The organism is Bacteroidia bacterium (assembly GCA_020852255.1).
GTDB lineage: Bacteria > Bacteroidota > Bacteroidia > JADZBD01 > JADZBD01 > JADZBD01.
The window spans coordinates 135,057-149,273 of record JADZBD010000007.1 but is presented as its reverse complement, the minus strand read 5'-3'; the positions used below and the strand labels follow the sequence as shown (position 1 = coordinate 149,273).

General features: G+C 45.9%; 12 protein-coding genes. 6 read left to right on the top strand and 6 right to left on the bottom strand.

Annotation, left to right across the window (positions count from 1 at the left end):
- Positions 1–3 precede the first annotated feature (3 nt).
- The gene (locus IT233_05280; GenBank protein ID MCC7302034.1) at positions 4–1,266 is read left to right on the top strand and encodes a dihydroorotase; all 1,263 of its coding nucleotides are present in this window, start codon (positions 4–6) and stop codon (positions 1,264–1,266) included.
- On the opposite strand, the gene IT233_05275 is transcribed toward IT233_05280, so the two are convergent.
- Positions 1,263–2,117 carry a prephenate dehydrogenase/arogenate dehydrogenase family protein gene (locus IT233_05275; GenBank protein ID MCC7302033.1) on the bottom strand — a complete coding sequence of 285 codons (855 nt, stop codon included), beginning with the start codon at positions 2,115–2,117 and terminating at the stop codon, positions 1,263–1,265. The genes IT233_05280 and IT233_05275 overlap by 4 nt on opposite strands.
- 113 nt (positions 2,118–2,230) lie before the next feature.
- On the opposite strand from IT233_05275, the gene IT233_05270 reads away from it, so the two are divergent.
- The 3 genes from IT233_05270 to uvrB all read left to right on the top strand — a co-directional run bounded on the left by IT233_05270 (position 2,231) and on the right by uvrB (position 6,784).
- Positions 2,231–3,526: a hypothetical protein gene (locus IT233_05270; GenBank protein ID MCC7302032.1), complete on the top strand. Its 1,296-nt coding sequence runs from the start codon at positions 2,231–2,233 to the stop codon at positions 3,524–3,526.
- A 75-nt stretch (positions 3,527–3,601) separates the two neighbouring features.
- The gene (dinB, locus tag IT233_05265) at positions 3,602–4,765 is read left to right on the top strand and encodes a DNA polymerase IV (protein ID MCC7302031.1); all 1,164 of its coding nucleotides are present in this window, start codon (positions 3,602–3,604) and stop codon (positions 4,763–4,765) included.
- Positions 4,766–6,784: an excinuclease ABC subunit UvrB gene (gene uvrB / locus IT233_05260; protein MCC7302030.1), complete on the top strand. Its 2,019-nt coding sequence runs from the start codon at positions 4,766–4,768 to the stop codon at positions 6,782–6,784.
- 3 nt (positions 6,785–6,787) lie between these two features.
- Here the strand turns inward: uvrB and IT233_05255 are convergent, their stop codons facing one another.
- Positions 6,788–7,492, bottom strand: a complete 705-nt coding sequence (locus tag IT233_05255; protein MCC7302029.1) for a T9SS type A sorting domain-containing protein — start codon at positions 7,490–7,492, stop codon at positions 6,788–6,790.
- A 126-nt stretch (positions 7,493–7,618) separates the two neighbouring features.
- Between IT233_05255 and IT233_05250 the strand changes: the two genes are divergently transcribed.
- Both IT233_05250 and rlmD read left to right on the top strand, forming a co-directional pair.
- Positions 7,619–8,326 carry a carboxypeptidase-like regulatory domain-containing protein gene (locus IT233_05250; GenBank protein ID MCC7302028.1) on the top strand — a complete coding sequence of 236 codons (708 nt, stop codon included), beginning with the start codon at positions 7,619–7,621 and terminating at the stop codon, positions 8,324–8,326.
- Between the two features lie 15 nt (positions 8,327–8,341).
- Positions 8,342–9,751, top strand: coding sequence for a 23S rRNA (uracil(1939)-C(5))-methyltransferase RlmD (rlmD, locus tag IT233_05245; protein MCC7302027.1), 1,410 nt, complete (start codon positions 8,342–8,344; stop codon positions 9,749–9,751).
- A 7-nt stretch (positions 9,752–9,758) separates the two neighbouring features.
- Here the strand turns inward: rlmD and IT233_05240 are convergent, their stop codons facing one another.
- The 4 genes from IT233_05240 to IT233_05225 all read right to left on the bottom strand — a co-directional run bounded on the left by IT233_05240 (position 9,759) and on the right by IT233_05225 (position 14,124).
- Positions 9,759–10,148, bottom strand: coding sequence for a DUF302 domain-containing protein (locus tag IT233_05240; GenBank protein ID MCC7302026.1), 390 nt, complete (start codon positions 10,146–10,148; stop codon positions 9,759–9,761).
- An 81-nt stretch (positions 10,149–10,229) separates the two neighbouring features.
- The gene (locus IT233_05235; GenBank protein ID MCC7302025.1) at positions 10,230–10,859 is read right to left on the bottom strand and encodes a class I SAM-dependent methyltransferase; all 630 of its coding nucleotides are present in this window, start codon (positions 10,857–10,859) and stop codon (positions 10,230–10,232) included.
- Between the two features lie 167 nt (positions 10,860–11,026).
- The gene (locus IT233_05230; GenBank protein ID MCC7302024.1) at positions 11,027–13,042 is read right to left on the bottom strand and encodes a tetratricopeptide repeat protein; all 2,016 of its coding nucleotides are present in this window, start codon (positions 13,040–13,042) and stop codon (positions 11,027–11,029) included.
- Positions 13,043–13,185: 143 nt separating this feature from the next.
- Complete coding sequence (locus IT233_05225; protein ID MCC7302023.1) at positions 13,186–14,124, bottom strand: hypothetical protein; 939 nt, start codon at positions 14,122–14,124, stop codon at positions 13,186–13,188.
- Positions 14,125–14,217 lie beyond the last annotated feature (93 nt).

Sequence of the window (14,217 nt, the reverse complement as noted above, 5' to 3'; positions counted from 1 at the left end):
ACTATGGAACTGATCTTACGCTCTGCACGCATTACGGACTCCCGCTCGGTACTTTCCGGAAAAATCACGGATATATTAATCGAGAACGGAGTAATAACTGATATAAGGAAAGGAATCCGCTCCTCCACTGCCCGTGTGATCGAATCCGAACATCTCCATGTGTCGGCGGGATGGTTCGACATGCAGGTTAATTTTTGTGACCCGGGAATGGAATATAAAGAAGATATACGTTCCGGTTGTCGTGCCGCCGCAGCCGGAGGTTTTACCGGTGTTCTTCTCATGCCCTCTACCCAACCATCTATCAGTTCTAAAGCCCAGGTCGAATACGTACTGAACAAGTCGGAGAAGGAAATAGTAGAAATTGTGCCTGCCGGAACGCTGTCTGAACTTCAGGAAGGAAAAGATCTGGCAGAAATGTTTGATATGTATCAATCGGGCGCCCGCGCCTTCACAGACGACCTGTGTGCTGTGAAGGATGCAGGGTTGATGAACCGGGCAATTCAGTATACCAACAACTTTGGAGGTTTGATATTGGCCTACTGTGATGATCCGGCGATCTCCGGAGATGGGAAAATGAACGAGGGGGTTGAAAGCACCAAGCTGGGATTAAAAGGAATTCCCGGACTTGCTGAAGAAATTATGGTTGCCCGAAATATTTTCCTTGCCGAATACAACAATGCGCGAATCCATCTGTGTGGAATTTCGACTGCAAAATCAGTACAGATGATACGGGAAGCGAAGAAGAAAAAAATCAAAGTTACCGCCTCTGCGAATTGCGCGAATCTGTTCTTCAATGACAGTGCGCTGCGGGAATTTGACACGAATCTGAAAGTAAAACCCCCACTGAGGAATCAGGCAGACCAGGAAGCATTGCTAAAGGGAGTTGCGGATGGAACGATTGATGTGATCGCTTCGGACCATCGTCCGGAAGATGTAGAAAACAAAGTGGTAGAATTTGATCATGCGGCCTTTGGAATGAGTAGTATCGAGACCATGTTTGCCATGGCGAACATGAGCCGGGGGCGAATGAGTCTGGAGAAGCTGATTGAAAAATTCTCGGTGAATCCGCGGAAGCTGCTAGGCCTTCCCATCCCACAAATAAAAAAAGGAGAAAAAGCGAATCTTACGGTGTTTGATCCTACACTACAGAACACTATTCAGGCGACCGACTTCAAATCAAAATCGAAGAACAATCCCCTGATCGCTAAAACAATGCAGGGAAAAGTGCTCGGAATAGTGCACAAGAATAAATTCCAGGGGAATTAATTTCCGGTCAGCTTGCTGATCTTGTTCGCCTTTTCAATATAGGCACGCAGCCCCTTTTCATCGCCGGCCTGCATCAAAACCTTCAGTTCCTCCAGTTTTGCAATGAACGCATCAATGGCTTTGCCCGTCTCTTCCGCATTCTGACTCAGTACCGGAACCCACATTTTAGCACTGGACTTTGCCAATCGCACCGTGCTTGAAAAGCCGGTGCCCGAAAGTTCTCTTAATCCTTCGATTTCTTTTTCCATTTCCAATACCGAGAGTCCTAATGCATACGCAATGGCATGGCTTAAATGAGAAACATAGGCATAGCTGCGATCGTGAATGATGGGATCCAGCACAGTAACCTGCATTCCAAGCTCTTCAAAAACTGCTTTCACCCGTTTCCACACCTCAGGTGACGAGCGCTCTTCCTCGCATAAGATAATTCTTTTGTTACGAAAAAGATCGGGCAGTGCGTACTGCGGACCTGAATGCTCGGTTCCGGCGATGGGGTGCGCCGCCACAAACCGGGGTCGGGCCTTATGTCCGGCAACGGCTTCGCAGATGGCTGACTTCGTACTGCCCAGATCAACCACCACGGCCTCTGTTCCATGGATCCGGTCCAATAGTCCGGGCAATAAATCACGAATTACATCCACAGGCAGGGCCAGGAACAGTATGAAGGGTTCCGGAAACAGCTCCTCTGTCTCCACCATTCTGTTCACCATTCCGGAGGAAAGGGCATAGGATGCGTTCTCGGGATGATTATCTACCCCCCATATCTCCGCATCGGGGAAGCGCTGCCTCAATGCCATAGCCAGTGATCCCCCGATCAGTCCCATTCCCACAATACAAAACCTTTCTTTCATTCCGGCGAAGGTATCAATTTCATTGTTTTTTTAAAATGAATGTATCCTTTTTGCGTTTCCTCCGTTATAAGTTCAATCCCCCGGATTCGTTCGTAAACTAAAAACCACAGGCTATGAAGACTGCATGGATCGCAATGGTATTGCTTGCCGTTACGGCGACAATGTCCGCTCAGCAAAAGGAGCAGCCGCTGAAAAAGATTATCTACGGTGGAAAATCGGAGGTGAAGATTACCATGAAGAAAGAACCTCTTCCGCTATCGCTGCAAGATGTTTTGAAATCGCTGGCCAGTGAGGAACAGGTATTCCGCATTACAGCAAACCGCGACACGGTGCTCAAAGGAAAGAAAGGAACGCTGATATATTATTACGGCAATTCCCTGGTGGACGAAAACGGAAATGCGGTGAGTGGCAAGGTGTGGATGAAACTGAAAGAGTCCACGGAATATTCGGAAATGATGGGAGACGGGCTTTCCACCGTAACGGATTCGGGGCTGCTTGAAACACGCGGAATGTTTCGCCTGGGTGCAACCGACGGCAAACAGGAATTGCAACTTAAGCCGGGGGCTTCTATGACCCTGATGGTTCCCAATACACTGGGCAATGGAAACATGCAAGTGTGGGATGGGGTGAATGGCAGCACACCCGGCATCACCAGCTGGCGAAGCAATCCCAACCCGGTGAGCAGGTTTCAGCCATCGGGTTCCTTCTATTGCGGATGGGAAATCCCCACGCGGTTAGTGAAAAAATGCAACTTTTGGTGCAAATTCCGGAAATTCCTGGGTTTCCGGAAAAACGTAAAGACCTACCGCAGATCCTCCACGCTGAATACACGGTACTGGAGTCCGCTGGGTTGTGCCGGCATTGACTCACTGATCTCAAGGTATAATATCCGCAACTATGATCAGTTGCTGCGGTATGTTTATCTGCCGCTGATGAAGCAATACCGTGTTCACTCTCTTCCTCAGTTATTTCTTAAAATGCAAAAGGAGTACATGGCAGGACTGGAGAATACGATTGCAACAGGAAATGCCGGTTTCCGGGATCTGAACTATTATGTTTTCAGCACGCAGAAGCTGAACTGGAAGAACCTGGACGAGTTTTACCATATGTCGGATGCCATGGTAGTGGAGCAGAAGATTAATCAGCCCGTGGAGGAAGAAATGTCTGTCAGCCTGATTTTTAAACACCGCCGTATGATGGTAGCCGCATACATAGATGAGGACAATAACTATCACTATCCGAGGGTACCGAGGAATGAAACGGGCACGGTGGTGGCCATACGTATGCAAAATGGGAAACCTATGCTGGCCACACATACAATTCGTTTCGAAGGGGAGAACCTGGACCTGCAATTCAGGGAGGTGAGCATGGAAGAGCTCAAAGAGGAGATCCGTAAGGCGGGATTATAAGGGGAGGAAAAGTTTTACATTTTGTGAAAGCCTTTCGGGCCGGCGCAGCCGTACTTTTGGGAAGTCATACCGCTCATGACACAGCAAAACCGCTCCATCGTTCACCTGGATCTCGACTCCTTCTTTGTTTCGGTGGAGCGGCTGCTGAACTCCTCCCTGATCGGGAAACCGGTGATTGTGGGAGGCGGGTCGGACCGCGGAGTGGTGGCAGCCTGCAGTTACGAAACGAGGGCCTTCGGGGTACATTCCGCCATGCCAATGAAACTGGCGAGGAGACTATGTCCCGGGGCCATCGTCGTACGCGGGGATTACGAAGCCTATTCCCGGCATTCCGAAACCGTTACGGAGATCATCCGCGAGAGCGTTCCGCTATACGAGAAATCGTCCATTGACGAGTTTTACATAGATCTCACGGGTATGGACCGCTTTTTCGGATGCTACGCTTTTGCCTCCGAACTGCGGCAAAAGATAACAAAGCATTCGGGGCTTCCCAGTTCCTTTGGTTTGTCGGAAAACAAAACCGTATCGAAGGTGGCTACCAATGAAGCCAAGCCGAACGGACAACTGCAGATTGATTACGGGACGGAGAAAGAATTTCTCGCGCCGCTGCCCGTAGGCAAGATCCCCATGATCGGAGAGAAAACCGCCCTCACCCTTCGCACCATGGGTGTGGACAAAGTACTCACCCTGCAGCAAATGCCTCCACAACTGCTGGAAAAAGTATTTGGCGATAACGGAATCAGCATGTGGAAAAAGGCGAATGGTATTGATAACAGCCCGGTGATCCCCTACTCCGAACGAAAATCTATTTCTACAGAAGAAACCTTTGAGCAGGACACCACCGACATGGGAAAACTCTACAGCACGCTGGTGAGTATGACCGAGAAGATCGCTTTCCAGCTTCGTTCAGAGCACAAACTCACCGCCTGCGTTACGGTAAAAATACGTTACTCCGATTTTGACACCCACACCATGCAGATGAGAATCCCCTATACTGCCTGCGATCATACGTTGCTGACTACGGTAAAGGAGCTCTTCGGAAAACTATACAATCGCCGCCTCCTCATCCGCCTCATCGGCGTGCGCTTCAGTCATCTCGTGGGTGGTCATCATCAAATTGACCTCTTTGAAGATTCCGAAGAGGTGGTGCGACTCTATCAGGCCATGGATAAACTGCGCAAACGCTATGGAAGCGATGCGGTGCGCCGCGCCGCGGGTGCAGGGATGAATTATTCCTAAATTTACGGCATGTTCCAACTTACATCCGACTTTGAGCCCACCGGAGATCAGCCGGAGGCCATCAGGCAGCTCGTGACCGGACTGAAAGCCGGTACCCCTGCACAAACGTTACTGGGTGTTACCGGATCCGGAAAAACATTTACCGTTGCAAACGTGATCAAGGAAGTGGAACGCCCCACCCTTATACTTAGTCATAATAAAACGCTGGCCGCTCAGCTCTACGGGGAATTCAAAACCTTTTTTCCGAAGAACGCAGTGGAATACTTTGTATCATATTATGATTATTACCAGCCGGAAGCATATCTTCCCACCACCGACACCTATATAGAAAAGGACCTGGCAATCAACGATGAAATAGAGAAACTGCGGCTGGCCACCACCTCTTCCCTGCTCTCCGGAAGAAGGGATATCATCGTAGTGTCCAGCGTTTCCTGCATCTATAGTATCGGCAACCCTAATGAATTCGGCAGCAGCGTGGTGAGAATCCGGAAGGGTCAGGGAATCACACGAAACAATTTCCTTCTCCAACTGGTTAATACACTATACTCCCGGACCGAAGGGGATTTTGAACGCGGAAAATTCAGGGTAAAAGGAGATACCGTGGATATCAACCTGGCCTATGCTGATTACAGCGTGCGGGTATCCTTTTTCGGAAACGAAATCGAAGACATTCACACCTTTGAATCTGCGACAGGAAGAAAACTGGAATACTTTGAAAGTTTTAACATCTATCCTGCCAATATCTTTGTCACTTCCCAGGAAACACTCAAAGGCGCCTTATGGGAAATACAACAGGACATGGTGAAACAATCCGACTATTTAAAGGAGATAGGGAAACCACTCGAAGCCAAACGGATAGAAGACCGCGTCTCCTACGACCTTGAGATGATGCGAGAACTGGGATATTGTTCCGGTATAGAAAACTATTCTAGATACTTTGACGGACGAACAGTGGGTACACGTCCCTACTGCCTCCTCGATTATTTTCCGGATGATTTCCTCATGGTCATTGACGAAAGTCACGTGACCGTTCCGCAAATCCGCGGCATGTACGGTGGCGACCGATCCCGCAAAGAAACACTGGTAGAATTCGGCTTCAGATTGCCTTCAGCCCTCGATAACCGTCCGCTCAAATTTGATGAATTTGAAGAAATGCTGGGACAGGTGATCTATGTATCCGCAACTCCTGCCGATTTTGAGCTGCAGCGCTCCGAGGGCGTGGTGGTAGAACAGCTGATCCGACCGACGGGGCTGTTGGATCCTCTTATTGAAGTTCGCCCCTGCAACAACCAGGTGGATGATCTTCTGGAAGAGGTGAAACTGGTAGCAGAAAAAGATGAACGTGTGCTGGTAACCACACTGACCAAGCGCATGGCTGAGGAACTCAGTAAGTATATGTCACAATTGGGCATCCGCTGCCGTTACATTCATTCGGATGTGGACACATTGGAACGCGTGGAGATTATGCGCGACCTGCGAAACGGGTTGTTCGATGTTTTAGTAGGTATCAATCTGCTGCGGGAAGGACTGGATCTTCCGGAAGTATCGCTTGTGGCGATCCTCGACGCCGACAAAGAAGGGTTTTTACGCAGCGAGCGCTCGCTGGTGCAAACCGTAGGAAGGGCTGCGCGTAATATTAATGGTAGGGTGATCATGTACGCGGACAAAGTAACGGTTAGCATGCAGAAAACCATTGATGAAACACTGCGCCGCCGGCAAAAACAAATCGAATACAATTACAAGCATGGTATCAGCCCGCGGCAAATTGTAAAAGCCAACCGAGATGTTTTCTCTGAAGCAATGAGATCCACACGGAAAGGAGCCGCTTATATTGAGAAAAACGAAGTGTCAGCGGCAGCAGATCCTGTACTGAAATACCTGCCCAGAGAAGACTTGCAAAAAATGATTCAGCGCACGCGTCGTGCCATGGAAAAGGCTGCCAAGGAGCTGGACTTTATGGAAGCAGCAAGACTGAGAGATGAGATCAAAGCAATGGAAAAGATTCTTAAGGACGATTAGGAATCAGTCCTGGTTAGCTCCTACTATCACCAGGCGCCCGGTGAAAACGCGGGAAGGAGACACCATAGAATAGAAATATATTCCCGCCGTAAGCGTTGTAGTAAAACTGTTCGTGCCAGGAGCCAGCGAAGCTCTCCTCTCCACTACTTTTCCGGATGCATCTGAAATAATAAGATCGCATGCCTCCTTACCTGCAATGTTCAGATAAATTTCACTCCCCTGCCTTGCAGGATTAGGGTAAAGTGTGACCGGGGCAGTAAGTAAATAAGATCCTACTGATGCCGTAGACTGACTTATTCCGTAAAAGCGCTGGTAATACACTTCGGATGGGTTGTTCACATTCTTAAACTTAAGTACGGCCGTGCCGCTGTCAGGAACACCATTAATCATAAAATGGAAAGCTACATTTACCACCTCATTCGGGCCCATCGTAGCGCGAATACTGTCAACCGTAGGCTGGGAACATATCTGAAAACAGAAAGCGGTATTCCATCCCGTTACCGCAACGTTTTCTACCCTCACCACATCCAGCGTGATCACCTGTGAAGTAAGATTGGTAACCAAATCGTTCGTCCAGCAACTCAGGGCGGAACTATCAATGGCCGGGCCGTAGGCAATAGTATCCGGAAAAGAAACAGAAAAACTTTGTGACCAAACCGCAAAAGGCAGGATAAGGTTCAGTAAAAGGAGTTTGTAACACAAACGCATCTTACAAATATAGGAAGTACACCTGACTTTCCAAAAAAATCCCCCCCCGGGGGCTGCGATCAAGGTCATAATAAACACTGACTTTAGCACGTTTATTGATTAAACATAAAACGTAAATTTGCTCCTATGAAACATGTGGGAATCATTCTTCTCTTGCTCGCCTCCTTCTTATGCGCTGATTCTCAGACACTTAAGAAGGATCCGCCGCTTAAAAAAGATGAACCAAAAAAAGATGTTAAGAAGGACGATCGTCCGCTCATACAGTTTTCCGGGGTGGTGGTGGAACGCGACAGCCTGAAACCGGTTTCTTTTGCCAAAATCATCATCAAAAACAAGCAGCGCGGGACACTGGCGGACTACTTTGGCTTTTTCAGCTTTGTGGCGCAGGAGAAAGATACCATTGAATTTACTGCAGTAGGATTTAAGAGCATGCTATTTATTATTCCTGATTCACTCACTACCAATAAATATTCTCTGATCCAGATCATGCACTCGGATACCATTTTGCTAAAAGAAACCGTGATCTATCCCTGGCCTTCAAAGGAATCATTCAAAAAAGTATTCCTCGAAACCAAAATTCCGGAAGATGATCTGGATCGGGCGGCAAAGAATCTGGATCAGCAGAACATGGTGATGCAATATGAAACCATGCCTATGGACGGCAACATGAACTTTAAGGCCTCCATGCAGGAAACCTATTCCAAATTATACTATGCCGGGCAGTATCCTCCCAACAACCTGCTGAACCCGATAGCCTGGGCCAAGTTCATTAAGGCCTGGAAGAACGGGGATTTTAAAAAGAAGGAGCAGAAGGAAATAAAGGATGAAGAATAACCTGTCATCTGTCTCGTGGGAAGATCTGCTGTAAAAATCATTTCCGGTCTTGAAATTTTTGACACTTCGTCCGATGGATGGGGCATATGCCGGCATGATGACCTCGTCTATTTCATCCCCGGGACTGTACCTGGGGATGTAATTGAAGCGGAGACCTGGAAAGTGCGGCGTAAATTCTGGTCCGGACGCGTACTTCACTACCAAAAACGATCAGAAGACCGGGTGAATCCTGCATGTGCGCACTTCGGTTCCTGCGGTGGATGCAAATGGCAAAATATGAATTATGCCGCCCAGCTCAGATTCAAGGAGAAGATGGTACGGGATTGCCTTGAACGAATCGGAGGAATAGAGTCGGCCGGTTTGGATGTACTGCCAATAATCGGGAGCAAAAACAATTATGCCTACCGCAATCGTCTTGACTTTTCCTTTTCCAGCCGCAGATGGTTTACGGAAGCAGAAATGAATATGGAACAAAAGCCTTCTGGCAATGCGCTGGGGTTTCATGTTCCAAGAATGTTCGACCGTATCATTGATATTCAACGCTGTCATTTGATGCCGCCATTAAACGACGAAGTCCGCAACGGAGTCCGGAGTCTGGCGCTAAAGAACGGGTTTTCCTTTTATGATCATAAAGCAAAGTCCGGGTTGCTCCGGGGAATGATTATTCGGACAACTACGACCGGAGAATGCATGGTAATGATGATGTTTGGGGAAGATCATCCGGAACACATCCAAAGAGTGATGGAATACCTGAGCACCTCCTTTAATTTCATTACTTCTCTTCTTTATGTTGTAAATCTTAAGGCGAATGACACCATGTATGATCTGGACGTGGTCACCTATGCCGGCCAGGGATATATCACTGAGGAAATGGAGGGACTGAAATTCAGGGTGGGGCCTAAATCCTTTTATCAGACAAACCCTGTACAAGCGCTGGAACTTTACAAAGTGGCAAGGGATTTTGCACGCATTCAGGAACCCGATGTGGTGTATGATTTGTACACCGGCACCGGCACCATTGCCAATTTTGTAGCCCGCCGTGCAAAAAAGGTGATTGGTGTAGAATCCGTTCCCGAAGCGATTGAGGCGGCGAAAGAGAACTCAGTGTTGAACGGAATCCAAAATACTTCCTTTTACGCCGGTGAGATGCGGAAGATTTTTACACGTGACTTTGTTTTGCTAAACGGCAAACCGTCGGTGGTGATCACAGACCCGCCCCGTGCAGGAATGGATGAAGAAACCTGCCGCTTGTTACTTGAGTTGGAAACACCACGAATAGTATACGTCAGCTGCAATCCTTCCACACAAGCGCGTGACATCCGAATACTTGGCGAAAAATATCGTTTGCTACGATCACAGCCTGTGGACATGTTTCCTCACACTGCGCATGTGGAGAACGTGGTGGAACTGGTCACTGACTGCTGATCACCGGTCAGATATTTCCCAATACACGCATCAGTTTTTCATTCACTTCCTTCGCGAAACTTACCAGGTTCGGATTCCCGACGGCCCCAATGGCCGCCTCCGGGTTGATTATTGCGATCTCGATCTCCCCGGATTCCATCTGTCTCAGGGTAACATTGCAGGGCAACATAGTGCTGATTGTGGGTTCCGTGGTGAGTACCTTATCGGCATAAACAGGATTGCATGCGCCGAGGATCACATGCGGGAGATAATCCTTATCCAGCTTCTTCTTCATGGTCGCTTTGATGTCTATCTCCGTGAGCACACCAAACCCCTCCGCTTTTAAGGCCTCCTCCACTTTCGGGCGTAGTGCCTCTATGCTGGTTCCGCCTATTCTTTTAGAATGATAGTAGTTCATATTGTTGATAGATTGATTCCCCGAAGATACGGTTTCCCGGTGAAGGGATTCTCAGGGATGTAGCTCTCCCCTTTTTACTGCTCAGGCCGCCATTGGTTTTCTAAAACTGCAGAAAATAAAATTCTGGATAGTATTAAAGGGCGTTTTGTGCTCCACCCTGACACACCTGATCTTTACAAAAAATGCTTTCAGCCGCTCCGTCATGGTGGTTTCCGAATACCTCCTGATCTCAATACCGCTGCATTTCAGGGGACCGTCTTCAGAAAATGTTCCGATTACCATCATAGCACCCGGACGAAGAGATTCTTTGGCGGTCTGCAGATAGCCCGCCACATCGCTCTCTTCAGTCAAAAAGTGGAACGCAGCCCGGTCGTGCCAGAGATCATACTTTTCCTCCGTCTTGAAATGCGCAGCATCCGCTACGATCCACTTCACCATGGCGGCCAGCTTTCCGAGCCGCAACTTGGCTCTTTCAATGGCTGCGGAGGAAATATCCAGAACAGTAATATCGAGATAACCCATCCGGAGTAAATGATCCACCAGTAAGCTGTCTCCTCCGCCGACGTCGATAATCTTCGCTGTTTTTGGAATATCAAACTGTCTTATAAAGTCCAGGGATGTTTCAGGATTGGGCTGATACCAGCTCACCTCACTCAGCTCCTTCGTCCGGTAGATCTCTTCCCAATGTTTTTTACGGTCAAAATTTTTCATTTCAAATGCTCGTTAAGTGTCATCATTCCTTTGAAATTTAACAACAAATCAGTAGCAAGAACTTAATCCAAATATAATTTTGCTGGCCAGAGGAAAGAAAACGCAGACAAATAACATTAAATCCGGTCCATCTGTCATGGCCTCTAGATTACCTCAATACATTGACATTAACATCTTAGTCCAAGAATAGTGATATCGTCCACCTGTTCAAGATTACCTCTCCACGCATTCAAACGCGCTGAAATTACCCTCTTTTGCTCCTTCATCGGTAGGTTATTCACCTCAACTATCATTTCCTTAAGCTGCTTATATTTAAACTTTTTCCCTTGTGGTCCACCAAACTGGTCTGCTATTCCATCCGTGAACATATACACTGAATCCCCCGGCAAAAACGAAAAAAAGTGCTGATTAAATGGAATCATATCCTTTTCGCCTTTTCCTAACGGCATCTTATCAGGAAGCAACTCGATGACCTTCTTCTCCCGAACAATCCAAATTGGATTATTTGCAGACGCGAAAATTAAGTTTCTATTCTTAAAATCGAACACAGCCAAGCTGCAATCCATTCCATCCCTCCCGCCCTCACTGCTTCCATCTCTCTTTAATATATTAATAATTTTTGATCGTGTTTCATCAAGAACTAATGCGGGCTCGCAAATCCCCTGATATTCTACTGATTTTTCCAAGGAAGTAATATTGACAATACTCATAATTGCGCCGGGCACGCCATGTCCAGTACTATCTCCAACCACAAGCATGAGTTTGCCCTCGGTAAGCTGGGACACCCAATAGAAATCGCCACTTACCACATCCTTAGGCTCAAACACGATGAAATAATAATCGAAATAGGAGTCCAATACTTCTGAACTAGCAAGCAAGCTTCGCTGTATCCTTTCCGCATAATTAATACTATCTGTGATTTCCTTATGCTTGGACTCGATTTCATTCTTTTGCTCAAGGATTATGGAATTTGCTTTGCTTTTTTGGCGATAACTTCTAAAGATTATTGCAGCAACAATAAACACTAAAACAAACCCACCCAGAAAGTAATTACGTTGCATCCGCTCTTGTTGAAGCTTTTCTTTAGCAATTGCCTCTTGTTTCTCAGACTTCAGTTTTAACTCAGTCTCCCTTTTTTCAACTTCATATTTTGTTTTTACTTCTCCTAGCCGGATGCTATTCTCACGATTATAAATACTATCCTGTATCGATTTATACTTCACAAAATATTCGTAGGCTCCTTTATAATCTTTCGATTTGATGCAAACATTGGACATGTTTTCGTAGATGGCACTTAACAACTCCCTTTTATTGTAACTTTCGCTTACAAATTGTGCGGAATCAAAATATGCTTTGCTGAGTCCGAGATTATTCATACGTAAATACATTTCCCCGAGGTTAAAATACGCCATGCCTAACATACTCATCTCTCCGATTTTCTTCCTTTCATGAAGAGATCTAAGATAATACTCCTTCGCTGTTTTGTAATCAGATAAGGCTGTGTAACAGTTTGCAATATTATTCAGACTAATAATTTCCTCTCTTTTATCTCCATGTTTTTCTGCGTAGGAGAGCGCAAGAAGAAAATTTTCCAATGCCTTCTTGTGTTGGCCGACATTAAAATATTCTGATCCTAAATTATTATATGCCTTTCCAATAATCTTCGGCTCTCCAATCTCTCTGCTTATTTTGAGTGCCCTTTGTCTATATAGCATCGATTTATCGAACTGCTTTTGATTCTCATAGACAAAGCCAATATTCGCCAGACAAGCATATATCCCTACCTTATGCTTTACTTTCTCAAAAAGCTGCAAGGCACTTAATAAATACTCTAGTGCTTTGGGATAATCAGACTGCTGCTCATATAGAATTCCCAGCGATAGTAAAGCATTCCCTTCGTATTCTGCACGATTAACTTTTCGCGCCAACACCAATAGTTCCTCTATTAAGACGAAAGCGGAGTCTGGTTTCGTATTCCTAAAATGTTTAAAAATTTCATTAAGTGCTTTAAAGCGAATAGTATCAATATTAGTTGCATTCTTATAAATGACCCATAAAGAATCGAGCTTCGATTGGGTAGCACTTTGTGCATTTGTCTTCTGCCACTCGACTTGAGAAAATAAGTTAGTTGGACAGAAACAGAACCACACTAACAATGATATGAGTATGTTTTTAATGCTCATTTTGATTCGTACTCTCAATTAATCTGAATACATCTAATTGCCATTATTCTGAAGTAGGCCTTTGCTCCTTGATAAGTATTTTCTCAAAGATTTGCACAAACAATAACCCTTTATGAATCCTGTTGATTAAGGCATTCTTTATCCTACTTCTCTTTTTTTATCTGATTATCCAAATCGTCCGGATCTTCCTTAGGCTTTGTCTGAGACTCAAAGGACTTTTTGTCTATAATACTAAGCGTGTTCTTATACATATTGAAGACCGAAACAAACTTGTCGCCATAGACATAATGCATATCCCACTGGCACATGGGCTTAAATAGCAGAAGCACGCAGATATCGGTTGGAGTGATGAACTCCTCTGCTCCTTCCCCCTTGTGATTATGAAATGAGGACTTTATCTCATCATTCTTTTTTCCATAATATTTCGGATCCAGAGGGATGAATGATTTGTGAAGCACCTTCTTCTCTATCATATTCCCCTCTTTGTCGAACTTAAAATAATAATCGTTACCCAGTGGAACAAAACTCATATCCCGGAACACATTCATCACATAGGCCTCGAAGTACTTCTTTTGATCGCGGATCACTATGCTAAGGGATGATTTCTCGTATTTGATAAACGTAGCGGGATCATCGTTAAAGACCTTAAATATTTTAAACCGGATGTCAAATAGTTTTTTCTCATAGTCAGTAATCTTCCGGTCATTCTCAAAAACGAATACTTTCGACTTATTGATGCTCTTATTCAGATAGCGCATCGTTTTACTTACAATCAGCAGATCAAACTTATCTTTTATCATTTTACGAAGCGAATCGTTTGCTTTGAACAAAGCCGTTGTGGTATCTAACTCCCGGTAAAATACCGTTTTGATGGTGTCCTTATCGAAATAAGAAAAATAACCTTTCGCCAGTTTCGGATCATACTCCTTGTCGTAAAATACATCCAGGGATGTTACACTGGCCATCTCCAATGTATATAAGACTTGTCCGTCCTCCAGGATCTTGTCGGCTGTCTTCTGATTTCCCTTCTGGGAAATAAGTACCGCCGGAATAAAGAGAGTAAAAAACAACAAACGTTTCATGCATGTAAGGTACAAAATCCGCACCAAAGCGGCAGGGAGGACGGAGAATTGACAGGAAGCGTTATCTTTGCACCTGTGAGACAGGGACTGATT